The organism is Methanothermobacter sp. THM-1 (assembly GCF_009914355.1).
Lineage (GTDB): Archaea > Methanobacteriota > Methanobacteria > Methanobacteriales > Methanothermobacteraceae > Methanothermobacter > Methanothermobacter wolfei.
Window position 1 is genome coordinate 1,121,287 of sequence record NZ_CP044013.1, and the last position, 25,686, is coordinate 1,146,972.

General features: G+C 49.5%; 28 protein-coding genes and 1 pseudogene. 16 read left to right on the top strand and 13 right to left on the bottom strand.

Annotated elements, in window-relative coordinates; translation table 11 throughout:
• Nucleotide 1: 1 nt before the first annotated feature.
• Nucleotides 2–589, bottom strand: a complete 588-nt coding sequence (locus tag FZP57_RS05820; RefSeq protein WP_191216053.1) for a V4R domain-containing protein — start codon at nucleotides 587–589, stop codon at nucleotides 2–4.
• Nucleotides 590–770: 181 nt separating this feature from the next.
• Here FZP57_RS05820 and hisA point away from each other — a divergent pair, with 181 nt between their 5' ends.
• Both hisA and FZP57_RS05830 read left to right on the top strand, forming a co-directional pair.
• Nucleotides 771–1,523, top strand: coding sequence for a 1-(5-phosphoribosyl)-5-[(5-phosphoribosylamino)methylideneamino]imidazole-4-carboxamide isomerase (hisA, locus tag FZP57_RS05825; RefSeq protein WP_074359786.1), 753 nt, complete (start codon nucleotides 771–773; stop codon nucleotides 1,521–1,523).
• A gap of 9 nt (nucleotides 1,524–1,532) precedes the next feature.
• Nucleotides 1,533–1,988 carry an adenylyltransferase/cytidyltransferase family protein gene (locus tag FZP57_RS05830; protein ID WP_191216054.1) on the top strand — a complete coding sequence of 152 codons (456 nt, stop codon included), beginning with the start codon at nucleotides 1,533–1,535 and terminating at the stop codon, nucleotides 1,986–1,988.
• A gap of 47 nt (nucleotides 1,989–2,035) precedes the next feature.
• Here the strand turns inward: FZP57_RS05830 and FZP57_RS05835 are convergent.
• Together FZP57_RS05835 and FZP57_RS09610 are read right to left on the bottom strand one after the other, a co-directional pair.
• Nucleotides 2,036–2,762, bottom strand: a pseudogene (locus FZP57_RS05835) (transglutaminase family protein).
• Nucleotides 2,713–2,847, bottom strand: a complete 135-nt coding sequence (locus tag FZP57_RS09610; RefSeq protein ID WP_255477750.1) for a hypothetical protein — start codon at nucleotides 2,845–2,847, stop codon at nucleotides 2,713–2,715. The pseudogene FZP57_RS05835 and the gene FZP57_RS09610 overlap by 50 nt, the downstream one beginning before the upstream one ends.
• A gap of 268 nt (nucleotides 2,848–3,115) precedes the next feature.
• On the opposite strand from FZP57_RS09610, the gene argC reads away from it, so the two are divergent.
• The 6 genes from argC to FZP57_RS05865 all read left to right on the top strand — a co-directional run bounded on the left by argC (nucleotide 3,116) and on the right by FZP57_RS05865 (nucleotide 8,893).
• Nucleotides 3,116–4,120, top strand: coding sequence for an N-acetyl-gamma-glutamyl-phosphate reductase (gene argC / locus FZP57_RS05840; protein ID WP_074359168.1), 1,005 nt, complete (start codon nucleotides 3,116–3,118; stop codon nucleotides 4,118–4,120).
• 70 nt (nucleotides 4,121–4,190) lie between these two features.
• Nucleotides 4,191–4,685, top strand: a complete 495-nt coding sequence (locus tag FZP57_RS05845; protein WP_074359788.1) for a flavodoxin — start codon at nucleotides 4,191–4,193, stop codon at nucleotides 4,683–4,685.
• Between the two features lie 13 nt (nucleotides 4,686–4,698).
• Complete coding sequence (locus FZP57_RS05850) at nucleotides 4,699–5,532, top strand: protein translocase subunit SecF (RefSeq protein WP_370518348.1); 834 nt, start codon at nucleotides 4,699–4,701, stop codon at nucleotides 5,530–5,532.
• Nucleotides 5,529–6,737, top strand: coding sequence for a preprotein translocase subunit SecD (locus tag FZP57_RS05855; RefSeq protein WP_191216055.1), 1,209 nt, complete (start codon nucleotides 5,529–5,531; stop codon nucleotides 6,735–6,737). The genes FZP57_RS05850 and FZP57_RS05855 overlap by 4 nt, the downstream gene beginning before the upstream one ends.
• Nucleotides 6,738–6,742: 5 nt before the next feature.
• The gene (pyrI, locus tag FZP57_RS05860; protein ID WP_074359171.1) at nucleotides 6,743–7,207 is read left to right on the top strand and encodes an aspartate carbamoyltransferase regulatory subunit; all 465 of its coding nucleotides are present in this window, start codon (nucleotides 6,743–6,745) and stop codon (nucleotides 7,205–7,207) included.
• A 36-nt stretch (nucleotides 7,208–7,243) separates the two neighbouring features.
• Nucleotides 7,244–8,893, top strand: a complete 1,650-nt coding sequence (locus FZP57_RS05865; RefSeq protein ID WP_238337861.1) for a pseudomurein-binding repeat-containing protein — start codon at nucleotides 7,244–7,246, stop codon at nucleotides 8,891–8,893.
• Nucleotides 8,894–9,000: 107 nt separating this feature from the next.
• On the opposite strand, the gene FZP57_RS05870 is transcribed toward FZP57_RS05865, so the two are convergent.
• The 4 genes from FZP57_RS05870 to FZP57_RS05885 form a co-directional block, all read right to left on the bottom strand.
• Nucleotides 9,001–9,795 carry a succinylglutamate desuccinylase/aspartoacylase family protein gene (locus tag FZP57_RS05870; protein ID WP_238337862.1) on the bottom strand — a complete coding sequence of 265 codons (795 nt, stop codon included), beginning with the start codon at nucleotides 9,793–9,795 and terminating at the stop codon, nucleotides 9,001–9,003.
• A gap of 124 nt (nucleotides 9,796–9,919) precedes the next feature.
• Nucleotides 9,920–11,095 carry an FAD-dependent oxidoreductase gene (locus FZP57_RS05875; protein WP_074359173.1) on the bottom strand — a complete coding sequence of 392 codons (1,176 nt, stop codon included), beginning with the start codon at nucleotides 11,093–11,095 and terminating at the stop codon, nucleotides 9,920–9,922.
• A 40-nt stretch (nucleotides 11,096–11,135) separates the two neighbouring features.
• Nucleotides 11,136–11,522 (bottom strand): 4Fe-4S dicluster domain-containing protein, encoded by a 387-nt coding sequence (locus FZP57_RS05880; RefSeq protein ID WP_074359174.1) that lies wholly within the window; start codon nucleotides 11,520–11,522, stop codon nucleotides 11,136–11,138.
• The gene (locus FZP57_RS05885) at nucleotides 11,519–13,066 is read right to left on the bottom strand and encodes a homocysteine biosynthesis protein (protein ID WP_074359175.1); all 1,548 of its coding nucleotides are present in this window, start codon (nucleotides 13,064–13,066) and stop codon (nucleotides 11,519–11,521) included. The genes FZP57_RS05880 and FZP57_RS05885 overlap by 4 nt, the downstream gene beginning before the upstream one ends.
• A gap of 264 nt (nucleotides 13,067–13,330) precedes the next feature.
• Between FZP57_RS05885 and FZP57_RS05890 the strand changes: the two genes are divergently transcribed.
• From FZP57_RS05890 to FZP57_RS05905, 4 genes are all read left to right on the top strand, one after another.
• Nucleotides 13,331–14,698 carry a TldD/PmbA family protein gene (locus FZP57_RS05890; RefSeq protein WP_074359176.1) on the top strand — a complete coding sequence of 456 codons (1,368 nt, stop codon included), beginning with the start codon at nucleotides 13,331–13,333 and terminating at the stop codon, nucleotides 14,696–14,698.
• A 109-nt stretch (nucleotides 14,699–14,807) separates the two neighbouring features.
• On the top strand, nucleotides 14,808–15,377 hold the full coding sequence (locus FZP57_RS05895; protein ID WP_191216056.1) for a TIGR00296 family protein: 570 nt from the start codon (nucleotides 14,808–14,810) through the stop codon (nucleotides 15,375–15,377).
• A 64-nt stretch (nucleotides 15,378–15,441) separates the two neighbouring features.
• Nucleotides 15,442–16,431 (top strand): NOG1 family protein, encoded by a 990-nt coding sequence (locus tag FZP57_RS05900; protein WP_191216057.1) that lies wholly within the window; start codon nucleotides 15,442–15,444, stop codon nucleotides 16,429–16,431.
• Nucleotides 16,415–16,882 (top strand): Hsp20/alpha crystallin family protein, encoded by a 468-nt coding sequence (locus tag FZP57_RS05905; RefSeq protein WP_238337863.1) that lies wholly within the window; start codon nucleotides 16,415–16,417, stop codon nucleotides 16,880–16,882. Before FZP57_RS05900 ends, FZP57_RS05905 begins: the two co-directional genes overlap by 17 nt.
• 118 nt (nucleotides 16,883–17,000) lie before the next feature.
• Here FZP57_RS05905 and FZP57_RS05910 read toward each other — a convergent pair whose 3' ends face one another.
• Both FZP57_RS05910 and FZP57_RS05915 read right to left on the bottom strand, forming a co-directional pair.
• Nucleotides 17,001–18,005 carry an SIS domain-containing protein gene (locus tag FZP57_RS05910; RefSeq protein ID WP_074359179.1) on the bottom strand — a complete coding sequence of 335 codons (1,005 nt, stop codon included), beginning with the start codon at nucleotides 18,003–18,005 and terminating at the stop codon, nucleotides 17,001–17,003.
• Nucleotides 18,005–18,565 carry a thiamine-phosphate synthase family protein gene (locus FZP57_RS05915; RefSeq protein ID WP_074359180.1) on the bottom strand — a complete coding sequence of 187 codons (561 nt, stop codon included), beginning with the start codon at nucleotides 18,563–18,565 and terminating at the stop codon, nucleotides 18,005–18,007. The genes FZP57_RS05910 and FZP57_RS05915 overlap by 1 nt, the downstream gene beginning before the upstream one ends.
• 83 nt (nucleotides 18,566–18,648) lie before the next feature.
• On the opposite strand from FZP57_RS05915, the gene FZP57_RS05920 reads away from it, so the two are divergent.
• Nucleotides 18,649–19,116: a DUF2124 family protein gene (locus tag FZP57_RS05920; protein WP_074359181.1), complete on the top strand. Its 468-nt coding sequence runs from the start codon at nucleotides 18,649–18,651 to the stop codon at nucleotides 19,114–19,116.
• A gap of 148 nt (nucleotides 19,117–19,264) precedes the next feature.
• On the top strand, nucleotides 19,265–19,918 hold the full coding sequence (locus tag FZP57_RS05925) for a DUF447 domain-containing protein (RefSeq protein ID WP_238337864.1): 654 nt from the start codon (nucleotides 19,265–19,267) through the stop codon (nucleotides 19,916–19,918).
• Nucleotides 19,919–20,002: 84 nt separating this feature from the next.
• Here FZP57_RS05925 and ade read toward each other — a convergent pair whose 3' ends face one another.
• The 4 genes from ade to eif5A form a co-directional block, all read right to left on the bottom strand.
• The gene (gene ade / locus FZP57_RS05930) at nucleotides 20,003–21,634 is read right to left on the bottom strand and encodes an adenine deaminase (protein ID WP_238337865.1); all 1,632 of its coding nucleotides are present in this window, start codon (nucleotides 21,632–21,634) and stop codon (nucleotides 20,003–20,005) included.
• Entirely contained in the window at nucleotides 21,621–22,856 is a 1,236-nt protein-coding gene (locus tag FZP57_RS05935) for a TIGR00300 family protein (protein ID WP_074359182.1), read from the bottom strand. Before FZP57_RS05935 ends, ade begins: the two co-directional genes overlap by 14 nt.
• Nucleotides 22,857–22,932: 76 nt before the next feature.
• Nucleotides 22,933–23,805: an agmatinase gene (gene speB, locus FZP57_RS05940; protein WP_074359183.1), complete on the bottom strand. Its 873-nt coding sequence runs from the start codon at nucleotides 23,803–23,805 to the stop codon at nucleotides 22,933–22,935.
• A gap of 11 nt (nucleotides 23,806–23,816) precedes the next feature.
• On the bottom strand, nucleotides 23,817–24,209 hold the full coding sequence (eif5A, locus tag FZP57_RS05945; RefSeq protein WP_074359184.1) for a translation initiation factor IF-5A: 393 nt from the start codon (nucleotides 24,207–24,209) through the stop codon (nucleotides 23,817–23,819).
• 158 nt (nucleotides 24,210–24,367) lie between these two features.
• Between eif5A and FZP57_RS05950 the strand changes: the two genes are divergently transcribed.
• Both FZP57_RS05950 and FZP57_RS05955 read left to right on the top strand, forming a co-directional pair.
• Nucleotides 24,368–24,811, top strand: coding sequence for a pyruvoyl-dependent arginine decarboxylase (locus FZP57_RS05950; protein WP_074359792.1), 444 nt, complete (start codon nucleotides 24,368–24,370; stop codon nucleotides 24,809–24,811).
• Nucleotides 24,812–24,829: 18 nt separating this feature from the next.
• A complete protein-coding gene (locus FZP57_RS05955; RefSeq protein WP_074359185.1) occupies nucleotides 24,830–25,675 on the top strand; it encodes a bifunctional fructose-bisphosphatase/inositol-phosphate phosphatase in 846 nt (281 codons plus the stop codon).
• Nucleotides 25,676–25,686: the final 11 nt, after the last annotated feature.

The window sequence follows — 25,686 nt, forward strand, 5'->3', positions numbered from 1 at the left end:
ATCATGGTTCGGCAACGACATCGAACTGGCAGAAGGAGTATCCATTGGTCCAGCAGCGCCTTTCATAGGCATCAACCCTTAAACCAAGGATCTCTGAGAGGGCGCCGCTGATAATACCCGCTTCAAAGAAACAGATAGGTCTCCCGATGTTTGGAAGGCCCGAACACTCTATGCACTCATAGACCCTCACATCCATCCTGAGGTGTTCATCCTCCTCCCTGGAGACAACATCCAGGATCCCCAGTTTCTTTTCAACCATGAAATCCCTGAGGGATTCCAGGTCATCCACGAGTCCCTCCCTGATAAGACCTGAACCGAGGTTCATCCCTCCAATGTAGGAGACCCCCCTGGCGGATCCTGCAATTATGTCCGGAATGTTGAAGTGTCCGAACCGGAAGCTTGAGACATAATCAGCATCATGTTCCGATTCTGAAAAGAAGTTCCTCTCTGGCTTCATAAGGTCTTTGAACTCTATTTTATCCTTTAATGGTTTCCTGGGACCCATAAGGATGCCGTTGGAGGTTTCAGCCATTATCTCCCTGTCTGAAAGTTTACGGTAGTGTGAAATTATCCCCCTTAACCCCTGCATGGTGCGTCCCCTGCATCTACTGTTACATTTATCACATTGATGATCCTGCCTTCAGCAGTTTCCACCCACATATCTCTACTGTTATATTTATCCTATGGATTCCTAAATATCTTTTCATCTGGTTATGCTCATGGATGTAGGGTGTGAACCTAACCCTAAAAGTAATGGTGGCAGTGATAGGATGAGTTTTCAGAAAGACAGAATGCTTATAATACCCGCTGTGGATATCAAAAACAGGAAATGCGTTCAGCTTGTGCAGGGAAAGCCCGGAACAGAGCAGGTGGTGATTGATGATCCTGCCTCTGTTGCAGAGAAATGGGAGTCCCTCGGTGCGGAGACCATTCACGTCGTGGACCTTGACGGTGCCCTCGGCTCAGATAAGAATACCGACATCCTTGAGGAGATAGTGGAAAGGGTTTCTGTGCCCCTTCAGGTTGGTGGAGGTATAAGGGACAGTGACTATGCAGGCAAACTCCTTGAAATGGGCTTTGAAAGAATAATAATCGGGACGATGGCCATTGAGAAACCAGGGACCGTGAAGGAGCTTGCAGAAGAGTACGGATCCGAACACATAATGGTCTCCCTCGACAGCCGGGACTCCAGGGTCGTGATAAAGGGCTGGACAGAGAAGGTCCCCTTCACTCCCGTGGAACTGGCTGGAAGGCTCCAGGAGGAGGGTGCCGGAAGCATACTCTTTACAAATGTTGACTTTGAAGGGCTTCTGAAGGGCTTTGACGTTAAACCGGTCCTTGAACTTGTTGAATCCATTGAAATACCCGTTGTGTACTCCGGGGGGGTCAGCAGTATCAAAGACATTGAACTTTTAAGTGGAACAGGTGTTGCAGGGGTTGTTATTGGCTCCGCAATCTACAGGAAAAAAATAGACTTCCAGGAGGCCCTCAGGTACCAGGATCCGGGTATCAGGGATGAATGAGGTGGGTTCATGAAGACCGTCATGGCTACAGGTACCTTTGACATAATCCATCCAGGCCATGGATTCTTCCTTGAGGAGGCAAAGAAACTCGGTGGAAGGGATGCTAAACTCGTTGTGGTCCTTGCAAGGGATTCAACGGTTCGTGCACGTAAGAGAACACCTATAATCAGTGAAAGGCAGAGACTTGAAGTTGTAAGGATGCTTAAACCCGTTGATGAGGCCTACCTTGGCAGTGAAACCGACATGTTTGAAATCGTCCACAGGATAAAACCCGACATCATTGCCATCGGCCCTGATCAGAAATTTGATGTTGATGAACTCAGGGATGAGCTGAGGAAAAGGGGACTTGAATGTGAGGTTAAACGGGTCAGCGCATACCTGAAATCAGAACTTGACAGCACGTGCAAGATAATCAAAAAAATCAGGAGCATGGACTTTGATGAGAACTCCCTCAGAAACTGTTAAACTCCTGCACTCAGAAACCATTAAAAATAAATAAAGGGGTGTGTATTTTAGAAGGGTAATTCAGCATAAACACCCTTTATGAATACGCTTGAAGTGTCCCAGTTCTTTATTGATCCCAGTGTATTGGAGAAGCTTGTTGCATCAGCATCATACCATTTTCCATTGATATACAGCTGTCCCCAGACATGCCCATAGGTGTTCCCGCTCCTGAAGACACAGTTTCCATGCATGTACCTTGCGGGTATCCCTGCAGCCCTTGAAAGAGCCACCAGAAGGTGTGTGGTCACAGCAGTTGGCTGTCCTGTACCTGAGTGTCCCGATGGCACCGTACCTTGTGTTGTAGTAGAAACTGTAGTCGGTGTTATCACGTACATAGGTGAAAATGTTCACAGCCTTCTCATAGACTGAAGTCGCGTTAGCTGTGAGTCTCTGGCTTAAAGAAACTATTTCATCATCTGAAACCTGGCAGTTATCTGTTTCCTGCAGGTAATCCCCAAGTTTAGCATAGCCAACCCTTGAAACCTTTTTGTATCGGGTCTCTGTAACCCACTTATAGTCCTTTCTGTACCTTGTCACATAGCTGTAGCTGTAGACGTAGCGGACCCTGTATTTACCCTTCTTATAGTAGTAGGTCTTAACAGGGGTCCTGACCTTCACAGTATATGGTTTCATGTAGGAGACCTTCACCCTAACCTTGTAGGGCACGTATTCATTGTATGTGTAGTTAACCACCGGATGCTGATGTGCTGGATGCAACGGATTTACTTGTTGCATTTGCTGTTACATTTGAAGCCGTTGTGTTTGAGTCAACGGCACTTACACCGGCAGGCAATACCGCCACTGCAAGAAGTAGCAGCATCGCAAACATCGAGTGACGCTTAATTTTACCGCCTCCATGCATGAAGGGAAGTCACTTGAAATCCCCTCATGATCAGCTAAAAATGTCTGTGCACACATTTATAAATTTTTGCCCTTTAAATAATCCCTATATAATATACCTTTAACGGTAGGGTCCAGATGATGTTCAATACAATACATCGAAAAGGAACCGTACACTATAAACATCCAGAAACACTATTTAATAGTTATTAATATATTATCTTAACTGAAGTGAAGGTGATTAGCATATGATCAGCGTGGGTATTATCGGAGCCAGTGGATACACCGGCGGGGAACTCTTAAGGTTACTTGAAAATCACAGGGATGTTGAGGTCGTCCATGCAACTTCAAGGCAGTACAGCGGTGTTCCTGTCTCAAGGGTACACCCCCACCTGCAGGACACTGACCTTAAATTCCAGGACATGGACCCCGGGAGGATGGATGCGGACGTGATATTTACGGCCACGCCCCACGGGGCATCCATGAAGATAGTCCCCGAGATAATTGAAAGGGGCATCATGGTGGTGGACCTCAGCGGAGACTACCGCTTTGAGGATACCGGGGTCTATGAGGAATGGTACGGCATGAAACATGAGCACCCCCTTGATGCGGTATACGGGCTTCCCGAGATCCACAGGGAGAAAATCAGAAAGGCTCAGCTGGTTGCAAATCCCGGATGCTTCCCAACAGGGGCCATACTGGCATGCCTCCCCCTTGTCTATGAAAAAATCGCAGACACCTTCATCATCGATTCAAAGACCGGTGTGAGCGGTGCTGGTGTCAAGCCGACATCACTCACCCATTACCCTGAATGCAGCGACAATGTGATACCCTACAATGTCACGAGCCACAGGCACACACCTGAAATAAGGCAGGAACTCTCAAGGATAAACCCGGTAAGGCTCAGCTTCACACCCCACCTTGTACCCGTAACAAGGGGCATACTCACCTCAGCCCACACCTTCCTCAGGGAGGACCTTGAAAGTGATGAGCTGATGGAGATATTCACGGGATTCTATGATGGGGAACCATTCGTAAGGGTCGTTGATGGCATCCCAAGGTTAAGTGCTGTCAGGGGATCCAATTTCTGTCATATAGGCTGCTTTGAGGTTGATGAAAACCAGAGGGCGGTTATAGTATCGGCCATAGACAACCTTGTTAAGGGGGCCTCGGGTCAGGCCGTCCAGAACATGAATATCATGTGCGGACTCAATGAGGTTGAGGGTCTTGACTTCCCTGGAATGCACCCGTGATAATATGACAGAAAATTATATTATAAATAAGGCCCAAGCCCTTTAATGGCTGATGGATCAGAGTGATATGATGAAGACCTGCATAACATATTATTCAAGGACAGGTAACACTGCAATGGTTGCAAGGACACTTGCAGAGGAACTTGGAGCGGACATAATAGAAATTAAAGATCTGAAAGACCGTGAAGGATTTCTAAGCAGCTTTAAATCATCAATAGATGCCATGAGGGAATCAAAAACACGTATAAGTCCCGGAAAGGTGGACATGGATGATTATGATCTCATATACATTGGTTCCCCCACATGGGCCGGTAAACCCGCCCCTGCAGTAATAACCCTCATAGACACCCTCAACTTTATGGGTAAGGATGTGATCCTCTTCACAACCATGAGCCGCCAGGGAGGCGAGGGTGTTATAGAGAGGATGGGCGAGAAGATAAGGGCCCGTGGAGGCAGAATAATAAACTCTTTCATGATAAAGACCGGTGGAAAAGAACTCATTGAAGTTAAGGAGGACACTTTAAGGGTTATATCCGAAAAGGACCTCCTCATCTATGAATCCTAGGGTGATATGCTTGATGGATAAACTCTTCAGATCATACAGGCCGCTGATAGCAATACCCGTGGCAATCACAGTTATTGCACTGCTCATCGTGGTCTTCAACGGACTCAATGAGAGTGTTGATCTAAGGGGGGGTTCCCTCGCAGATCTGACACTGGAAAAGAGTATAAGTAACGCGGAGCTTGAATCAATCCTTAAGGAAAAACTGGGGCTGGATGATGTTAAAGTTATCTCAGCTGCAGGTAACAGGGTCACCGTCCAGTTCGGGACCGGTGTGGATGTCATGAAGGTTACCGATGCACTGGATGGGGTGGCGAAGATAAACAGTTACAGGTCTGTTGGTCCCCTGCTCAGTAAACAGGCGCTCAACCAGATCTACTGGGCCATAGGCTTCGCATTCCTCTTCATGTCCATAACCGTCTTCATAATCTTCAGGGACCCGATACCCTCGGTGGCCGTTATCCTTGCAGCAGTATCCGACATAATAATAGCCCTCGGTGGGATGTCAGTCTTCGGGATCCCCCTTTCACTGGCATCGATTGGTGCGATACTTATGCTCATCGGTTACAGTGTGGACACAGACATCCTCCTTACAACAAGGCTTCTTAAACAGCGAAAGGGTGAAATCAACAGGAGGGCATTCGGTGCCATGAAGACCGGCCTTACCATGTCAATAACGGCCATCGCCTCGATGACAGCACTCTACCTTGTCACTTTATTCATCATACCTGAGGCCAGGGTTCTGAGTAACATCGCCGCGGTCCTGATAATAGGCCTTGCAGGGGACATCCTTACAACTTGGCTCATGAACCTTGGAATTCTGAAGTGGTACTTGGAGGCTAAAGCATGAACAGGAAGGTTTCAAAATTCCTTAAAGATTACCAGGTTATCCTTTTAATACTCCTTGTTGCAGGGAGCATCACTGCAATATCAACCCTTGGGATCCAGCAGGGACTTGACCTCCGCGGGGGGTCACTGATACAGATACAGCTTGAAAAACCCGTTGACTCTGCAACCATGAACACGGTAATCAGTGTACTTGACAAGAGGCTTAACATATTCGGTGTCAAGGACGTTAAGGTCCGTGCAAGCGGTGATCAGAATGTTATAGTTGAAATCGCCGGTGTTCAGCCAGACCAGGTGTCAAGGATAGTTGGAACTCCAGGTAAATTTGAGGCCAAGATCGGCAATGAAACCGTGCTGACCGGTGAGGATATTGTGAGTGTCCAGGCACCCATAATCACAGATACACAGTGGGAGGTCCCCTTCAAGCTTTCAACATCAGGAGCCCAGAAGTTTGCTGAGGCCGCGAGAGGTAAAGCGGGTCAGCCAGTTAACATGTACCTTGACGACAGGCTTATAACATCACCCGAGATCTCGGCAGAGGTTGCAACAGGAAGGCCCACAACAGACGTCATGATAACCGGGGCTGAGAACAGCAGGGCCGAGGCCGAGGCCCAGGCAAAGGAGATTGAGACCCTGCTGAAATCAGGGGCTCTTCCCGTCAAGGTAAGGATAGTTGGTGTGAGCAGTGTATCAGCAGAGCTCGGAGACCAGTTCGTGAGGGGCGCCCTCATCGCAGGCTTGCTCGCCATCCTCGCAATCGTGGCAATCCTCATAATACATTACAGGACCCCCATCCTTGTTCTGCCAATATTCTTCACGGCACTGGCCGAGGTCATACTGACACTGGGTGTGGCCGCCGTGATAAGGTGGAACATAGACCTTGCAGCCATAGCAGGTATACTTGCAGTTATAGGTACCGGTGTGGATGACCAGATCATAATGACCGATGAGGTCCTTGCAGGTGATGGCAGGAGGACCCGGAGGAAGTTCCGGATAAAGGACGCCTTCTTCATAATATTCGCATCCGCCGGCACCCTTATAGCTGCCATGCTGCCCCTGGCCTACGTCGGGTTCTCAAGGGGTGCCACAGGTATAGGTCTCCTTGCAGGTTTCGCCTTCACCACGGTCATAGGTGTGCTTATAGGCGTATTCATCACAAGGCCGGTTTATGCAAAGTTCATTGAAATCTTCAATGTGGGGAGAAGGTAATCAAAATGAAAAAACCAGTTGAACTCCGGGTTAAACCCATAAAAAACGGCACCGTCATTGACCATATAACCGCAAACAGGGCCCTCAACGTCCTTAACATACTGGGTCTTCCCGATGGAAGGAGCAGGGTTACCGTTGCAATGAACATGGACTCATCCCAGCTGGGGTCCAAGGACATAGTAAAGATAGAGAACAGGGAACTGAAACCGGATGAAGTGGATCAGATAGCCCTCATAGCACCCAGGGCAACCATAAACATTATAAGGGACTATAAAATAGTTGAAAAGGCCAAGGTAAGGCTTTTAAGTGAGGTCAGGGGGATACTCAGGTGCCCCAACCCCAACTGTATAACCAACAGTGATGAGGGTGTTGAGAACCGTTTCTATGTCACATCCAGGGAACCCGTGACCCTGCGGTGTTATTACTGTGAACGCATCATCGAGGGTGATGAAATAGAATCACAGTTCTAGGAGAGTGATAGTATAAAAGCACTGAAGGCAGCTGCCATGCTCATTGCATTCATCTTTCTGGTTTCTCCGGCATCTGCAGCTGTATTCGTAACCGACCCATCCCATGCAATCATAACGGCTCCCGCAGCAGCCCATACAGGCAGCCCCCTTGTTTTAAGCAGTTACACTCCTGAGAAGTCCGTGCAGAAGCACCTGAAGGGGAAGGACGTGGTCGTTGTCGGTGACCTTAAGATTAAAGGCACAAGGATACCTGCAAGGACATCATCCCTTGCAGTTTACTGGAAGAAAAGCAATGTGGTGGTCCTTGGAACCGGGAATGAAGTTTCAGCGGCATACATTGCCATCAGAAATGATGCCCCTCTGCTTGTAACCGGGAAGACCATGCCATCAGCAACCAGGACCCAGATAAAGCGTCTGAAGCCATCCAGGATAATCGTCTGCGCCCCCGAGTCCAGGGTGCCTGCATCATCCCTCAGGGGACTTGGAGTTCCCTGGCAGAGGGTCTGGTATGGCAGCGACTCAGCAACCCTCAGGGCCCTTCAGAGGGACTCTAAAACCGTTGTCACCGCTCCAGGACCCCTCCTCCCGGTTGCAATGACACTCTGGAAGAATGCAACCTTCAGGTTATCGGACACCGTTACCGTAAACGGCACAGCTCTCTGGTCATCCTCAAGGCAGACCACATCCGTTATAATGAACCGTTACGCCTCAGGGGACCCTGAGAAAATCTATATAAGCTCAGACAACCTGAACGGTGTTAATGGAAAATCCTTCATGGAGGCCATCAAGAGGGAGATAGGGGGTTCAGCGACGGTTATCCTTGACCAGAAATCACCGGCACCAGGGGAAGCGGATAGGGCCATAAAGAATGCTCCTCCAGGGTCCCTTGCGGTCTACATAGCCGCAGCATGTGCCGGTACAATGCACAGCACCATATCAGGTATAAAGACCGGTTACCTGAGGTCATATGCCTCAGACCTTGATGGTGTTGTATACGTGAACTATGGAAGCCTTAACCTTGCCTCAACCGGTTACCTTGCCAGGGCCTGGGACGACAACTTCTCAAATGTTTACTTTGCAGGTATCAACAACCCTGCCAGGTACCTCCAGGATGCCGGCATACTGCTGATTGAACCGAAAACCGTTGCCCAGGACCAGAGACCACGTATGATTGCAGGTAAACTCATAGATTACGCCTATTCTGCAGATGGAGAGCATCTGAGGAGCCTTAACTCATCAGGATACGTGGCAAGGCATGAGGTAGACCCCACAGGCCTCTCATGTGACGCAAGGCGCATAGTGAACGGGACTAAACCCCTGATGAAGAGAGAGGAATGGGTTTATCTTTCATCGCAGTACATCGCAGGGCTGCCCATAAAGAGGAACACCACCACAATATCCGACGCCCCGGGAAGCATGGAGAGCACCTATACAGGGACACTGTCAAGGTCAGAGTACCGTGACGTGGCAAGGAGGGTCTATGAGTTTGCAAGGACCAACAGGAGACTTCCATCATACGTCCAGGTGGGGGATAAAAGGCTCAGCAGGGATGACTACACCCTCATCTTCGCGGAGATAATACAGAACCACACAGAAAGGAGCAAAATGGTGTTCCCATCATCCGTGAAGATGGGTGAAAGCCTCATCGACAGGGCCCTTGATTTCATCAGGGACATCTTCACATAATTTATTTTTTCATGGTTAACACCAAATAGGGACCCCATGACTCAAAAAAGAGTTTAAATTATCCTGTTATACTTCAGGAACTAATCCGCCTCCCGTCACCATCATGTTTAAATTATCCTGTTATACTTCAGAAACCCTATCATCTGGCTGTAGGATTTCGCAACGGTGGTTGATGATGCATAGCCATGGGGTGATCTGACCTCAGCGGTCACTGCAGGTATCCCCTGGAGGTTGCAGACATCCTCAAGGGCCCCTGGATAGTCCCTGCCTGCAAACTGTGACGGTATGAGTGCTGAAGCACTGTAGCGGCTCATATAGGATGCCATGGTGTAGCTTTCATATGTTGGTCTCCTCGTGCAGAGGATGGATGTCCGGCCGGGTACGCCTCCGGGCCTTGTTGAGTGGAAGTCCCCCACAGCCTTCACGTTCCTCTCACGTGCAATCTGGACTATCCTGCCTGTGGGTGTGCCCGGGATATTGGCTATGCTGTTGGGGTTTTTGCCATTCCAGTACCTGTAACTCCTTGCAGTGGATGATGGTATCAGGAAGGGGACAACGTAGACTGTGCCGTTGATCTTCCTGCCCGAAAGGTAATTTATAAGTTTAACCGCAGCGATTGATGCAGGGAGCTCGTTACCGTGGACCCCTGCAACAATTATAACCTTTCTTCCGCTGCCATTACCAAACACGAACATGGGGGTTCCCTTCCTGGCCTCCTGGAAGACCTGGGATGTTAACGAAGTCTTCGGGGAATACTTTTTGACATAATAGTTCCTTGCCACATCTCCCCCGGTACCTGTGTATATTATCTCTGTCTGGAGGGCCGCTGCAAGCTGTACATTTGAAAAAAGCATTATGAGTGCAAAGGCCAGCGTTAAGGGTTTTAAAATTTTCCATTTCATCCTTTCACCTTATATATCCTCTATTTTTTATCAAACTTATAATCTTTGATGCTGGTCTGGCAGTGTCCCCTGCTGGATGAAATGGAGTGTTGGGGATCCAATTTTGATGATGCCCCATAAAAAACTAATCTGATGAAATATGGCGTGCAAGTCGCCTTGCAAGTGCCATTATTGTAAGTATCGGGGGCGCGCCAGGTGCCTCGGGTAGAACGCTCGCATCAGCCACAAAGAGGCCTTGCAGAGAAGTTTCAAGGTTCTCATCCACAACACGGCCTATGGGTGCTGTTCCACCGGGGTGGGCGCCCCTTGGATGTGTTGACCTCAGTGTGTCCGGCCTTACACCTGCAGCAACAAGGACTGAACCTGCAAGGGCAGCCCCCTCAGAGAGGTGCTTCACATCGGCTTCAGTGTGGTGTTTCACCACCCTGTCTGGTTCAACACGGCCAGAGGCCTCATCCGCGATCTTGACCATCAGGCCAAGAACGCTCCTCTTCATCTCCCCAGGGAAGAGGAGGGTTGAGAAGTGGGGTGATAATATGAAGTCCTCCATTTCAATGAGGGCAGCCATCTGCAGCTCATCACAGAACCCCACATCATCAAGGAGGCCCCCCACGGTTATGAATGTGTCCATGAAGAATGTTTTACCTGCACCTATACCTGCCCCCATAAGGAGCCGTGGTGTTTCAATTGCCCCGGCTGCCAGAATAACCCTTTCATCATAGAAACTGCCCCCTGATGTCGTAACGCCCCTTACGGCACCATCCTCAACTATAATACCAGTTACTTCAGTCCCTGTGACAAGTTCAGCCCCATGCTCCACTGCCTCAACAATGAACTCCCTCGCCGACCACTTGGCACTCCTGGGACAGCCGAAGGAACATTTACCACAGGGTTTACATTCGGATGGCCTTATGAATTTGGGCATCCTCCTTACCCTGATGCCCATTGACTCCGCAGCATCCATGATTAGCCTTGTGCCTCTACCGATATGGGTTTCGGGCAGCTCAGACACCCCCAGTTCCCCTTCAAGGGCGTCAAGGTCCCTGCTGATATCAACACCATAGTCCTTGAGGCGGTCTTCAAGTACCCTTACAGCGTTTCCGGCGGCGACAAGGGTTGATCCGCCAACACAGCTTGTGCTCAGGAGGTCTGGGGTTCCTGTACTTTCATCGTAGCACCTGAAGGCGTCCCTATCCTCAATGCATGGACCCCTTTCAATGACCGTTACATCAAAGCCCCTGAATGCAAGTTCCCTGGCTGCTGTTGCACCCGCAGCACCCGAGCCAACTATTAAAACCATTCAGCATTCCCCGGTCCAGAAATAAAAAAATGTTACGAATTTATTCAAAGAGCATTATGGCCTTTGTTGGACATGAGTTCACGCAGAAACTGCAGCCGATGCATTTCTGGTCATCGATTTTCACTTCCCAGTCGTCCTCCATGCATATGGCGTTTACAGGGCACAGTGAGAGGCATGCACCGCAGTCCACACATTTATCCCTGTCCTTCTTAACAACCCTCATGGCGGGCTGTACTTCGATTCCAGCCTCCTCTATAAATTTGATCCCCTTTCCCTCATCAGGGCCGCTGATCTCAACCAGCATCTTACCTCCCCGGGGTGTGATGTTGGCCCTGAGGATGTTGAAGTCAATGTCATACTTCTTTATGGCCTCTGAGATTATTGACTTGTTAACAATCCTCGGTGAGAATTTAAGCCATGCCTTCATATTGACTCTCCCCTGTTCTCTATCTTTCCAATAAGCCTTGATATATCCTCGGCTGTTACTATTCCCTTAACACGGTTCTCTTCATCAACTATTGGCAGACCTGAGATGTTATATTTATCTATCCTCCGCGCCACGACATCAACGGGTTCATTTTCCCCTGCCACGATTACCTTGCGGGTCATCACATCCCTAAGCCTTGTTTTGCCCCTTGCAACCGCGTCTGCAATGTCCCAGGATGTCACTATACCCTTCAGGATACCCTCACTGTCAACGACGGGTATGTGGTTGATGTTGTTTTCAACCATCTTCCTCGCCACGTCCTTGAGTCTGTCATCCTCGTGTGTTATTATGACGGGCTTGCTTTCAAGTTCCCTCACCATAATGGATGGCTTTCTTATCTCAAGGGGCTTTGTGGAGCATCCCCTTGATGGTATGTTCTCAACGGGCTCGGTGAGGAGGAACTCGCCCCTCTCAATCCATGACTTAAGTTCCTCTGCAATTTCATGGGCCTTCCTGATTGATGACAGTGGGGATGTTGGAACCTCCACGCCGTTTATCTCTATCTTACCGGTCTTGAGTTCCCTGTAATTGGTCTCCATGACAACCGGCCTGGACCTCCTGGGGACGCCGTAGTCAATAACCCTGCAGACTATATCCTCATCTGAGATTCCTGTTGCAGCGGCTATGTCCTCATTGAGTACCGGTATGGGGATCCCTGCACCGACGTAGAGCGTCGGCCCGTACCTTGGCATTGTGGCTCCACGCACATATTCAGGGTCCATCTCCTTCATGTTACCCTTGAGCATGAGTGTGCCTGATGCCGAGACCGGTACACCGTTCCTCCTGTCCCCCACCGTTGAGTGCTGGGTGCCCTCACCCACCACGTAACCCTGGGCGCCGCAGAGGAAAATCCTGGTCCCTGTACCTATGGTCTGGAAGTAGGGATCGTTTATCAGAGGGCTAAGTTCACCTGCGCTTGAATAGGTCACGTTTCCATAATTTGGAAGAAGGGTCCCCATGTAGGTGTGGAGGGTCTCGGGTGTGGAGTTAACCGCAACAGCATAGTTCTGATAGCAGTTCCTTGGGTTGACCATGACCGCCTGGTTGATGGTGTCTAGACTTATAAGTGTCTCAACATTCTTCAGGGGGTAGCAGTCTGTACCGTAGGCCTCTGCAACCAGTTCAACCTCCCTGCCCCTTATGAGGTCCTCTATTACGTGTGCTCCCCCATAATCCAGTCCCAGTTCAGGGTCGCGGTTTGGCTGTGCGGCGCCGAGGTATGCGTCCACTGCAGCAAGACCAGAGTAGGCCTCAACACCATTGAGGTATGTCCTGGTCATCTTTATGGGTGGATCCGAATGTCCGAAGTTGAGGAAAGCACCTGATGAACACATAGCACCAAATGTACCTGTTGTAACAACATCCACTTCATCTGCAGCATCCTTAGGACCGTTCTCGGCCACTATCCGGGTCATCTCTGCCGCAGTTACAACCACAGCATCTCCGTCCCTGATCTTCTGGTTTATCTCCTCAATTGTCTTCAATACAATCACATCCGGTGCTATCTGTAATCATAAAATACTGGTTAGATAGTATATAAATGTTTATTATAAAAAGGTTATTGTAAGCAACCGCGAGAATTGCAAAAACCATCGAACTGCCATAAGGCTGGCAGAATCACCGCAGAAACATGGAAGCAAGAGAATGACGAAACCAGAAAAAATGCATATCATTACCATACCATGCAAAAGAATCATAAGTCTGGGTGAACAGATAATTCAAGAGAAACGTGTGAAGGCTGATGGGAAATGGAACTCGACATTGATAAACTTGCAGGTATAATCAGGAGTATAGATGAAAGCGCGGAATACGTTGATATAAGGGCAGGGTATTCAAGTACAAACTCGATTCTCCTGAAGGACGGCAAACTCCAGGAGGTTAAATCAGGTTCAGACACAGGATTCAGGATCCGTGTACTTAAAAACGGTTCATGGGGCTTTGCATTCACGGATGAACCTGGAAGAATTGATGAGATGGCAGAGAGGGCTCTTAAAATGGCCGGATCCCTCAGTGGGGATGTGGAGGTGGGATCCCTGGGACCCGAAGTGGATGAGACATCAGTCAAAACCCTTAAGGCCCCATCAGAAGTTTCTGCTGAAGAGAAGAGGGACATTGTATTTGAAGCGCATCAGGCAGCATCCATTGATGGTGTGGTGAGCACCACCGTCAGCTACGTTGACCTTGAGAGCTCAGCGGTGTTCCTGAACTCTGAGGGTTCATGTATTGAAACCGGTGATGTTAAGGTCGCCCTCTTCCTCAACGCGGTTGCCTCCGACGGCACCGGAATACAGTTCGGTCACGGTAGCTGCGGAGGCACCGGGGGCTTCGAAATCCTTGAGGCTGAGGATATTGAAAAATTCGGTAGAAGGGTTGGTGAAAAGGCTGTCCGGCTTCTATCTGCAAGTTCACCCCCATCAGGGCGCTTCAATGTAATCACGGACCCGGAACTAACCGGGGTCCTTGTACACGAGGCCCTAGGACATGCTGCCGAGGCAGACCTCATACTGCAGGGTGACTCCATCCTTGAGGGGAGGCTTGGAGATCATGTTGCCTCCGAGGAGGTTACGGTGGTGGATGACCCTACCATGGATGGGTTTGGAAGCTACACCTATGACGCTGAGGGTGTCAGGGCCTCAAGGACCGTCCTTGTGGAGGACGGCATCCTCAAATCACTCCTGAATTCAAGGGAGACCTCCTTTAAACTGGGACTTGAACCCTCAGGTAATGCCCGTTCATCCATAGCCGATCAGCCCATCGTCAGAATGAGCAACACATACCTTGAACCCGGCGAATTATCCTTTGAGGAACTCATCGAAGACATGAAGAGCGGGGTCTACCTTAGGGGTTCGCGTGGAGGTCAGGTCGACACCGGTAAGGGGATATTCCAGTTCAATGCAGCTGAATCCTTCAGGATAGAGGATGGTGAAGTCAGGGAACCTCTGAAGGATGTTTCACTCTCAGGAAACGTCCTTGAGACCCTCAAAAACATCGATGGTGTTGGATCCGACTTTAAACTTGGAATCGGATTCTGCGGTAAATCAGGGCAGAGTGTGCCCGTTGGTGATGGCGGCCCCCACGTAAGGATCATGAATGCCATGGTTGGCGGGACAGGCTAGGTTCACCGGTTCGATCATTAACGTGGTCTCTGGAAGTTCATGTTCAGCCGCACCCTCTCCATGCGCACCCTGCTCCCTTGAAGGATAATCACCAGATGCAGGTGTCTCCATGATTTCAGAAGAGGATGGTAAATTACTGGTAAAAATTGCAAGAAGAGCCATTGAAGAACACTTAAAGGGTTCCGAGAAGTTTGAGCTGGATGAAGACATCCCTGAAACCCTGATGGAGAAGAGGGGTGTCTTCGTGACCCTTGAAAAAAATGGGGCTCTTAGGGGGTGTATAGGTTACCCTGAACCCGTGAAGCCACTTATAGAGGCACTGATAGACGCCGCCATCTCAGCCGCCACCAGGGACCCCAGATTCCCTCCGGTTGAACCAGAGGAACTTGAGGACATAACCGTTGAGGTCAGTGTGCTCACCGTGCCCGAACCCCTTGAGGTTGAAAGGCCCTCTGATTACCCTGAACATATAAGGGTGGGTGTTGATGGACTGATAGTTGAAAGGGGATGGGCCCGCGGACTCCTCCTCCCCCAGGTTGCCCCTGAATGGGGATGGGATGCTGAGGAGTTCCTCTGCAACACATGCATGAAGGCGGGGCTACCCCCTGACTGCTTCTATGACCCTGAAACAAGAGTTTACAGGTTCCAGGCTCAGATATTCAATGAAGAGGAAAATTAAAGCATTGTAATAAAGATCTTATCCCTGAAGATACTTATCAGTTAACAGGAAGCGTGATTGATTTATGATAATACCAACAGTTCCAACAACAGATGAACTCCTTGATAAGGGATTCAGGAGGGCCAGGAAGGCCGCCTCCCTCAAGAGAAGTTCAAAGATACCAGGCCAGAAGAAGGCCAAGGTGATTGAATCAACCCGTGTTCAGACGGCCTGTCAGGTTATACGGGACCGTCTGAATATGATCATCAAGAGAATACCGGATATAGAATCCCTGCCAGAATTCTACCAGGACTACATTGACGTCACCGTCGGTGTGGATGAACTTAAAAAATCCCTCGGAGCCCTTAACTGGGCTGCTGGAATTTTAAATCAGCTTGAAGCAGATTACATGGCACGTATAAAGCGTTCGAAGCCTTCTGATGCTGCCCAGCTGAGGAGGGAGGCCTTTGGAAGGATATCATCGGTTGTGAAGAGGATTGAGGGTGACCTTGACTTCCTTGACTTTGCAAAGAACAGGCTCAGGAATATGCCAACCGTTGATTTCGATGCCTTCACCGTGGTTATTGCCGGGTTCCCCAATGTTGGTAAGTCCACCCTCCTCAGGACCCTGACGGGTGCCGAGCCAGAGGTTGCGGATTACCCCTTCACAACCAAGGGTATACAGATAGGCCACCTTGAGAGGAAATGGAGGAAGATCCAGGTCATCGACACTCCGGGACTCCTTGACCGCCCTGTTGAGGATATGAACAATATTGAACTCCAGGCCATGGTCGCCCTTGAAAACATAGCCGATGTGATACTCTTCATCTTCGATGCATCCGAAACCTGCGGCTACTCACTTGAGAGTCAGTACAGCCTCTACCTTGGGATAAGGAGTGTCTTTGATATTCCTGTGGTGACGGTTTTCAACAAGATGGACCTTGCAGAAAATGTTAAGTATCTGGAGGAATATATTAATAAAGTTGAAGATCCGCTGATGGTTTCTGCGTTCCAGGGCAGAGGGGTCTCCAGGATAATTGAAAGATTGGAGGGTTTGTATGAAGAAGAAACTTGAAAAGCCAATGACCATGCTGGAGAAAAGAAGGCTGATGGCTGAGAAGATGATAGATGAGATGATAAGCAACATGAAGGAGATGCAGAAGGAGTTTGAGAAGAAGATCTCCGAGTACACCGAGACAATACCAGAGAAACTGAGCATGGACGTCATGGAAACAGATGACACCATAATCATTAAAACAGATCTGCCGGGTGTTAAAAAGGAGGACATAAACATAGAGCTCACAGAGGACTCAATATCAATATCAGCCGTCTTCGAAGAGGAAGTTGAAGTCGAAGAGGCAAACTTTGTCAGGAAGGAACGGAAGTACGGTGAAGCAAGAAGGGAGATGAGGCTGCCTGAAAAGATCAGGGTCGAGGATGCCAGAGCCAAATTTGAGAACGGTGTCCTTACCGTGGAACTCCCGAAGGTTGAGGTCAAAAAGAAACAGACCCTCAAGGTGGAATAAACCCACCCTTTAATTTTAGATTTTTCATTCAGTCATTTCCCGTCTTTTCACTCTCCATGTATCTCTTATTCTTTTATTACTGCTTTTTTCATAAAAATCGTTGGAAAGGGGGCAGCTATCAGTACCTGACCTTGCCAATGTGCCTTGTGCTGCCCGGGTCCTCCCCGCTGTAATGGGCAAGGTAGTAGACAAACCATTCAAGGGGAACCGCAAGTATGAAGGGTGAAAGGATGGATTCAAGATCAGAATAATCAGACATCCTGAATACGATGTTCCTGGCGCCCAGCTTTTCACAGAAAGCAATTGCCCTTGATGTGAGCTCATCACCGGGAAACCCTGCTTCAAGGAATATTACAGGGACACCCGCCTCAACCCTCTCAATAAGTCCATGCCTGAATTCACCAGAATAGAGGGGACATGCATGTTTAAGGGCCCCCTCCATCAGCATGGTCATTGCAAGCTTGTATGCCAGTCCATAATTGGGGCCGCTCCCCATGCAGTAAAAGATTTCCTCACCGGAATATTCCTCTGCAAGGTCCCTGCACTGGTCCCGGGTGTCCTTGAGGAGCCTTTCAATTTCCACTGGCAGTCTTTCAAGTTCCAGGAGCACCCCTTCAGCCATCTCATCCCTGTACATCCCGAAGAGAATCCTGTAGAGGGACATGAGCTGTGTCATGTAGGTCTTTGTTCCGAGTATGGCCTCCTCATGACCGCACCTGGTTATCACGGCCTCGGATGACTCGGATGCCATGCTGCTTTCAGGTTCATTCGTAACCGTTATGGTTTTAAGGCCCAGTTCATTGGCCTTCCTGAGGGCTGCCAGGGTATCTGCTGTTTCACCCGACTGTGATGTGAATATCACCGCAGAGTCCCTGTTACTGATCTTCTGATGATAGTAGAATTCATACCCTGTCATGACGGTGATTGCTGTTTCATAGTTCATGCACAGGGCGTCGCGTGCACTGTAACATGTTGAAAGGGAACTTCCGCAGCCCACAAGGTAGATGTGCCTGCAGTCCACCATATCGGAGGATATGCTGTCCATATGTTCCCCTTCAAGTTTCATCGTCCTCCTGAGGGACTCTGGCTGTTCCATGAGCTCATCATACATTTTATACTTCATCAAATCCTCTCCATCAGAATCCTGTATTCCTCTGCAATCTTAAGGGCGGTTTCAGCAACTTCAACGGCGTCCTTACCCGTCAATACAACCATGGGTTCCTTACCCCAGGCTCCCCTGTGGTATATGACATCCGGGGGTGACTCTGAGTCTCTGAAGGCCTCCTCCACACCCCACGGTATGGTTCCGCCCTCAGAATCCCTTACACTGGCTGGCTCCCTGCTCCTGTCATAGCAGGAAACCACAAGCCCTGCCTTCTCACATATCCTGATTATACTTTCATCGAACTTAATATTAATGGCTGCCCTCCTTTCCGGTCTGTGTCTCATGAAGGTCAGTATGAAACGTGCCATGTGGGACGATGCACCGTATTCTGGTTCACGGCATGCAAATGCCTTTCCACGGAACTCAGTGATTCTCCCGGGTACTGCTGCCACGTCTTCAGTGTCTTTAGCACCTTCACGTGCCATTACAATGTTTGATCTGACCTCAGGGACCAGCAGTCCAAAATCATCCGATGATGAGAGTAATTCAAGGGCCCTTTTAAGGTTTTCTATCTCCATCCTATCACTCCATCTGAAACCTTCCAGAAAATAGTTATATGTGGACCGGTAATTTATAACCATAAGTCTTAAAGGTGTTTCTCATGGAGAAGGTGAAGGATTTTAGAGGTATAAAGGGACACCTTGGGGTCTTCAGGGAGGAGACCGCCAAGGCTGAGAGGATAGGATTTGCAGGGGTCCCCGGAGTATGCACTCCCTTTGCACAGTTATTTGCCTATGCTGTGAGGGATAAGGAGAACCTTTTCATTCCATCCACTGACTTTGAAAGGGCAAGGACCCTTGAGCTGACAGATTACGGTGTTGAACTTGGAGAAGTCAACCCGGGGAGGGTTGATGTGCTGGTGCTCCTCGGCGGACTTTCAATGCCAGGGATAGGCTCAGATATCGAGGACGTTAAGGAACTGGTAGGGAAGGCCCTTAAGGATGATGGCAAGCTCATGGGACTCTGCTACATGGACATGTTCAGGAAGGCAGGATGGTATGATCTCCTGGACTTTGACTGCGTCATAAACGCAGACATAGAGGGTTTTGTCCTCAGGAAACAGGAATAAATCCTGCAGCTTGTTGAACACACACCCTAAGGGCCAGTACATATAAAAAGATATTAAATCCTGCAGCTGATTGAACCTGCAAACCTAGGTTCATCCACAGGTATGAACCCTGCAGCCCGGGCCCTATAACTCATGAGAGGTTGTTTCCTTGGATCGTTACAGAGTATGCGAAGACCTTGAAGCCCTTGATATGGAGAGGGGAAGACTGTATGAGACAATCACTGTAACCTGGGATGAGTCCATGAAGGGGAATGCAGCTCCCATCGGTGTCCTGTGCACCGGTAAGAGGAGCGTTACCCTCTATCTTTACCACGGGACACATACACTCCAGAACATCCTTGAAACAGGGAGATTCACCGCTAACATAACCCTCGACCCACTGCTCTTTACAGAATCCGCCCTTGCTGACCTCGATGATGAAATGTTCTCCCAGCACCAGGATTACCTGTACCTGAAGGGTGCCGATGCATTCTTCACAGCAGAAGTGGAATCCGTGAGGGAGGTTGTGAAGAGGGACAGATTCAGGGAGTCCCCGGTTTCAATTGTCAGGGCAGGGGTCCGTGAGGTCATGAAGGGTGATGGGTTTCGTATCGCGCTTAACAGGGGGATATACGCTGTTATAGAGTCCCTCATCGAGTATACCCGCGCAGAAATCTCTGATCCTGTGAAGGTCATGGAGAGGGTGCGGGAGATGAACAGGGTTGCCCGGAAGGTTGGAGGACCCCAGGAGAAGGAGGCTATGAAAAGAATAATTGAAGAACTTGAATCAAAGGTCAACCACCGGAAATCGCCTGGCCAGTGAAAACCCTCATCATGGATCATGAATCAACAATAACATCCACAAATTCAAACATGGTTAGCTCATTAAGGTTCTGTTTCACCTTGATTAATCAACAATAACATCCACAAATTCAAACCTATCAACACTGAATAGTCCGCGATCCCCTATTTTGAGTTCAGGTATTACAAGGAGCGAAAGGAAGGACATTGTCATGAAGGGTGCTCCAAGTCGTGATCCAAGTTCATATGCAAAATCATTGATCTCTTCAAGTTCCTCTGCGACCTCAGATGCCTCCCTGTCTGTCATGAGACCGGCTACTGGTAATTCAAGCACCATGCATCTGTCATCTGAAAGAGCAGCAAGTCCGCCTCCACTTTCCCTTAAAAGGTCAACCGCCCCCTTCATCTTTTCTGAGTCAGTGCCGACCACGATGATGTTGTGGGAGTCATGGGCCACGGTTGATGCAAGGGCACCCTCCCCTAATCCGAAGCCCCTTACAAATCCATTTGCAATGTTCCCCTTACCGTAACGGTCTATGACCGACACCTTGAGTATATCAGCCGATGGATCCGGGGCCACGAAACCATCCTCAACAGCAAGCCCTGCCCTTGACTCCTCCGTGATTATCTGGCCATCCATGACATCAATCACCCTGACGGTGACCTCATCGGCATCGGATTCAACCTCAAGGTCCTCCTCACTGAACTCCTTAACCTTTATCCTGTTCACTGAGATGGGGGCTGACTTCTTCATCCGGTAGGTGCATCTGCCGTCTGCAGCCACCAGTTCACCGCCAATGTAGACCCTCCTGACAGTGAAATCCCTCAGGTTATCCACCACTGCAAGGTCTGCATGCATCCCAGGGGCTATGGCGCCTGTATCCAGACGGTAATGTGATGCAGGGTTTATGGTTACCATCTGGACGGCCTCCACAGGATCCGCGCCATACTCAACCGCCCTCCTGAGTGCAAGGTCCAAATGCCCCCTCAGAAGATCCCCGGGGTGGATGTCATCGGATACCAGGAAATCGCAGCCGGCAGGCAGAAGGTCCCTGAGGTTCTTTGCACTTGAACCCTCCCTTGCCATGATCTTCATGCCGAGCTCCCTTTTTTCAATGGCCTCAGTGGCTGTCACACATTCATGGTCGGTTGATATGCCTGCGGCGATGTATGTGCAGAGGTCGTCCCCTGAGAGGAGGGGTGCATGACCGTCAATGGGCTTGCGCATCGCCTTTGCAGCCTCTATCTTTGCTGTGACCTCCTCATCCCCTGCTATCACCCCTGGGAAGTTCATCATCTCCCCCAGGGCGACGATGGAGTCCCTTCCAAGGAGCTCCATTATTTCACCGGCTGATATCTCTGCACCCGCTGTCTCGAAGGGAGTTGCAGGTACGCAGGATGGTGCAGTGAAGTAGAACCTCATGGGTGCTTCTGATGAATCAGATATCATGAAGTCGATCCCGGAAACACCCATAACATTTGCTATCTCATGGGGGTCTGAGACAGCCGCCACCGTCCCGTGGGGTACCGCTGCGGATGCGAAGGATGATGGTGTGAGCATTGAACTCTCAATATGGACATGGGCATCTATGAATCCGGGTAGAATGATGTGGTCGTACTCCCCCCTTATCCTCCTGACGGCCCTTATTATTCCATCTTCTATTTCGATCTCAGCGGGGTAGATGTCACCTGTGAAGACATTGAGGATGTTGCCCCTTATCAATTCAATCCCCATCATTGTTCATCTTCTTGAGTTCATGGAGGAGGATGGGCAGGAACGCGCCCACATCGGTCACCACACTCACGGCCTGTGAGCTCCCCCTGTCAGATAGCTTGGTGACGGTTGCAGGGTTTATATCAACACATATCGTCTTCACCCTTGATGGGAGTATGTTGCCCGTTGCGATGGAGTGGAGCATGGTGGCTATCATTATGATCATGTCAAGGTCCTGGACGTATTTCCTCATCTCCTCCTGGGCCTCTATAACGTCTGTTATAACATCAGGGAGTGGTCCGTCATCCCTTATTGAACCTGCAAGGACGAAGGGGACGTTATTCTTAACACACTCATACATTATCCCTGACCTTAGAACACCCTTCTCCACGGCATCGCCTATTGAACCTGCACGGTTTATCTCATTTATTGCGTTTATATGATGTCTGTGTCCTCTGCTCACTGATTCACCGCTTTCTATGTCCACGCCCAGGGATGTGCCGTAGAGTGCATTTTCTATGTCATGGGTGGCCAGGGCGTTGCCTGCGAATAAAACATCTATGAAGCCCTCCCTTATCATTTCGGCGATGACGGGGGCTGAGCCCGTGTGTACAATTGCAGGTCCTCCAACGAGGCCTATCTTACCCCCGCGCCTCTTTATCTCAGTTATCTCGGAGGCTATCTTTTTTATGGTGGTTACCAGGGGCTTTTCACTTGAAACATCGCTGCCCATGAATTCAAAGACGCCCTGCTTCCCCCTGGGCCTTTCGGGTGGAACAACCTTTATACCCTCCCTGCCAACAACGACAAGGTCGCCTTTTTTTATCCTGCCTATGGGTTTGCATCTGGCCCTTCGGGTTTTGGGGTCAACCACTATCATGCAGTCCATTTCAATTCCCTCAACCTCCACCCATTCACCACCATAATATATGAAGGTCTGGTGGTTTGTTGTTGAGTAGAAGTCCTCAGGGAGCACCCTGTCCATTTCAGCCTCTCTGAGCTGGACCTCCTTTATCTCAGCAATGGAGGCCCCTATTTCACTCAGTTCATCAAGTATCTTGTTTAAAAGTGTGGGTGTCTCTGCCTCCACCAGTATCCTTGCATGGCTTGGATCCGATTTCCTTTTACCTATCTCGATCTCAAGTATCTGGAAATCTCCACCCATATCCATTATTATATCAAGGGCCCTGGGGAGTATGAGACTGTCGATTATGTGACCCCTTAGTTCCACCTCTCGAGAATTCATAGCAAACACCATTTTAGCTTGATAGGTTAGAATTGGACTGGGGAATATAAAAATCTGCTGGCAGCTTCACCGGTTTTCAGGTGATGGTGAGGATGTCGTAGATTATCTTGGCAGCGTTTATGGATGTCTGATCACCCCTAGTCCCTGAGGCCACCTCCACAACATCAAATCCAAGGAGCTCCTTTTCCGCTGCCGCGGCAGTGAGCTCCTCCATGATGAAGGGTGTGAGTCCGCAGGGTGTGGGGTTCCCAACAGATGGTGCGTATGCCGGGTCAAGGACGTCAATGTCCACGGAAAGGTACACGGGTCCCCTGATCCTCCTGATGGCGCGGAGGGCGCCCTCTGGATTGTCCATTATCTCATGGGCTGTGTGGTATTCTATCCCGTTCTCCCTGACGAATTCCACCTCCTCCTCTGATGCCGACCGGACCCCCAGCTGCAGTATGCCCGATGGCTGGAGTTCATGAACCCGCCTCATGACGGTGGCATGGGAGTACCTCTCACCGGTATAGGTGTCGGCCATGTCCATGTGGGCGTCGATGTGGATCACCGTAAGGTCATGGATGAGCCCCCCTTCACTGAACTCTTCAAGCATCGGGAGGGTTACCGTGTGTTCACCGCCAAGTATGATGGGTTTGAGTCCCATTTCAAGGATCTCAGAAACAGAGCTCCTGATAAACTTTGAGGTTGACCTGAAGTTACCGTGGGAGACATTAACGTCACCAAAATCAAAACTGTTCAGCTTCACATTACCTGAAAACCTGAGGTTGTATGATTCGAAGCTGTAGGAAGCCTCCCTGATGGCTTGGGGACCGAATCGCGTCCCCGGGAGGTATGTTGCAGTGGAATCAAAGGGGACCCCTATTATTCCGAAGGAAAGCTCCGGAATATTATCAGGGTCCTCTGTGGAAAAAGCAAATTTCAGTGGGTTCTGTGTGTGTAGAAGCATGTTTAAGGGCCCTATCCCTTGGTTCTCATGAGTTTTCTCTGGCCGAGGGCCTCTATGTATTCAACCTCAACACCTTCAACCAGCTGGTCGCGGAGTTCATCTGGTATTGGTGTTTCAAAGGTCTCATAGTTTTCAAGGTCCATTAACTGGACGTCCTCTCCCATTATGGCCAGTACCTGTGCTGTTCTCTTGTCGATTATGGGTATGTCCACCTTTGAGTCCACTGGTTTTACGAAGCTCCTCTTCTGGTTGTCGAATATCCCCACTGCCTCGACACGGGCCTTGGCTGATCCGTGCTTACCAGGGGAGGATGTTGAGATGTTTGTGATCTTTGATGCCTCTCCGTCAATGATCACGTACTTTCCAACCTTAAGCGTCTTAACTTCAACTACTTTCTTTGACATTTATCTTTACCTCCGTCAAAATGAGTGATATGGTGGTTCAGTGTATATCTATTAATCTGGTGCACATATATAAAAACTTATAGAAGGATGAGACTCTTAGTAAGCCGACATGTATATAAAAACTTATAGAAGGATGAGACTCTTGCGATGTGATGAACATGAAGGTTGCTATAACATCAGGTGCTGCTGAAGGACCCACCCGACTGAATGCCTTTGACAACGCACTCCTTGAAGCAGGGATAGGGGATGTCAATCTCATCAGGGTGTCAAGTATACTTCCAAGGGACACCAGGATAGTTGAACTTCCAGAACTTGAACCCGGATCAATGGTTAACTGCGTCCTCTCCCGGAAGATATCCGACAGGAGGGGAGACCTTATATCTGCAGCCATCGCCGCGGCAACATCCGGTGACTTTGGATGTGTGGTTGAGAACTCCGGGGTGAACAGGGACCCTGAGGATGTGAGGAGGGAGGCCGTATCAATGGTTGAGTATATGATGTCTGTGAGGGGCCTTGAAATAAAGGAATTAATAGTTGAAGAGATAAATCATACTGTTGAGAGGTGTGGTGCCGCAGTATCTGCACTCGTATACCTTGACTGAAACCAGGAAGGGGGTTCCATGGAAGAATCAGATACCTATTACTGGAAGGGCGTTGCCATGCGGATGGCAGACCAGGTTGAGAGGGCCATAGCTCCCCTTGTGGGGACAGAAGATGCAGGTGAGATAATCAAAATGGGGGCTGATGGAACACCTACAAAGCTCATAGACCTCGTTGCAGAGGACGAGGCCATAGGTGTCCTTGAAAACACCATGAGGCCCGTTACAATAATAAGTGAAGAGATAGGAGTCCTTCACATAAACCAGGACGGTGATGATGAGCCCAGGATAATCTTTGTGGTGGACCCCCTTGATGGTACAAGCAACGCCATAAGGAACATACCCTTCTACGGGATATCCATTGCAGTTGCAGAATATATTCCTGGAAGCGACCTCCCCTCAATGAAGGATGTCAGGATGGGTTTTGTTAAGAACTTTGCAACGGGTGACCTCTACTGGGCCATAAGGGGCCAGGGGGCGTTCATGAATGATAAAAGGATTGAGTCATCATCACAGAGTTCCCTTGAAAGGACATCTCTCGGTGCATTCATCTACGGCACCCGCTTCAAAAGGGTTGATAACATATGCCGGGTTATACGCCGTATGCGTATACTGGGCTCTGTTGCCCTTGAACTGGCATACGTGGCGAACGGGTCCTATGACGCCTTCATGGACCTCAGGGAAAACCTCAGGATAGTTGATATTGCCGCCTCAAAGCTCATCGTTGAGGAGGCAGGTGGTGTGGTGACAGATGAAAGGGGGGAAGTTATAAACGGCCTTCTTAACGTCAAGGCAAGAACCTCCCTTATCGCTGCGGGTAACGTTAACCTTCACAGAAAAATAATGCAGACCCTGGAGGTCATATAATGCATACAGGC

Coding starts and splice junctions, on each gene's coding strand:
- FZP57_RS05820 (WP_191216053.1), bottom strand. CDS start 589: ATGCAGGGGTTAAGGGGGATAATTTCACACTACCGTAAACTTTCAGAC.
- hisA (WP_074359786.1), top strand. CDS start 771: ATGAGTTTTCAGAAAGACAGAATGCTTATAATACCCGCTGTGGATATC.
- FZP57_RS05830 (WP_191216054.1), top strand. CDS start 1,533: ATGAAGACCGTCATGGCTACAGGTACCTTTGACATAATCCATCCAGGC.
- FZP57_RS09610 (WP_255477750.1), bottom strand. CDS start 2,847: ATGCTGCTACTTCTTGCAGTGGCGGTATTGCCTGCCGGTGTAAGTGCC.
- argC (WP_074359168.1), top strand. CDS start 3,116: ATGATCAGCGTGGGTATTATCGGAGCCAGTGGATACACCGGCGGGGAA.
- FZP57_RS05845 (WP_074359788.1), top strand. CDS start 4,191: ATGAAGACCTGCATAACATATTATTCAAGGACAGGTAACACTGCAATG.
- FZP57_RS05850 (WP_370518348.1), top strand. CDS start 4,699: ATGGATAAACTCTTCAGATCATACAGGCCGCTGATAGCAATACCCGTG.
- FZP57_RS05855 (WP_191216055.1), top strand. CDS start 5,529: ATGAACAGGAAGGTTTCAAAATTCCTTAAAGATTACCAGGTTATCCTT.
- pyrI (WP_074359171.1), top strand. CDS start 6,743: ATGAAAAAACCAGTTGAACTCCGGGTTAAACCCATAAAAAACGGCACC.
- FZP57_RS05865 (WP_238337861.1), top strand. CDS start 7,244: ATGCTCATTGCATTCATCTTTCTGGTTTCTCCGGCATCTGCAGCTGTA.
- FZP57_RS05870 (WP_238337862.1), bottom strand. CDS start 9,795: ATGAAATGGAAAATTTTAAAACCCTTAACGCTGGCCTTTGCACTCATA.
- FZP57_RS05875 (WP_074359173.1), bottom strand. CDS start 11,095: ATGGTTTTAATAGTTGGCTCGGGTGCTGCGGGTGCAACAGCAGCCAGG.
- FZP57_RS05880 (WP_074359174.1), bottom strand. CDS start 11,522: ATGAAGGCATGGCTTAAATTCTCACCGAGGATTGTTAACAAGTCAATA.
- FZP57_RS05890 (WP_074359176.1), top strand. CDS start 13,331: ATGGAACTCGACATTGATAAACTTGCAGGTATAATCAGGAGTATAGAT.
- FZP57_RS05895 (WP_191216056.1), top strand. CDS start 14,808: ATGATTTCAGAAGAGGATGGTAAATTACTGGTAAAAATTGCAAGAAGA.
- FZP57_RS05900 (WP_191216057.1), top strand. CDS start 15,442: ATGATAATACCAACAGTTCCAACAACAGATGAACTCCTTGATAAGGGA.
- FZP57_RS05905 (WP_238337863.1), top strand. CDS start 16,415: ATGAAGAAGAAACTTGAAAAGCCAATGACCATGCTGGAGAAAAGAAGG.
- FZP57_RS05910 (WP_074359179.1), bottom strand. CDS start 18,005: ATGAAGTATAAAATGTATGATGAGCTCATGGAACAGCCAGAGTCCCTC.
- FZP57_RS05915 (WP_074359180.1), bottom strand. CDS start 18,565: ATGGAGATAGAAAACCTTAAAAGGGCCCTTGAATTACTCTCATCATCG.
- FZP57_RS05920 (WP_074359181.1), top strand. CDS start 18,649: ATGGAGAAGGTGAAGGATTTTAGAGGTATAAAGGGACACCTTGGGGTC.
- ade (WP_238337865.1), bottom strand. CDS start 21,634: ATGATGGGGATTGAATTGATAAGGGGCAACATCCTCAATGTCTTCACA.
- FZP57_RS05935 (WP_074359182.1), bottom strand. CDS start 22,856: ATGAATTCTCGAGAGGTGGAACTAAGGGGTCACATAATCGACAGTCTC.
- speB (WP_074359183.1), bottom strand. CDS start 23,805: ATGCTTCTACACACACAGAACCCACTGAAATTTGCTTTTTCCACAGAG.
- eif5A (WP_074359184.1), bottom strand. CDS start 24,209: ATGTCAAAGAAAGTAGTTGAAGTTAAGACGCTTAAGGTTGGAAAGTAC.
- FZP57_RS05950 (WP_074359792.1), top strand. CDS start 24,368: ATGAAGGTTGCTATAACATCAGGTGCTGCTGAAGGACCCACCCGACTG.
- FZP57_RS05955 (WP_074359185.1), top strand. CDS start 24,830: ATGGAAGAATCAGATACCTATTACTGGAAGGGCGTTGCCATGCGGATG.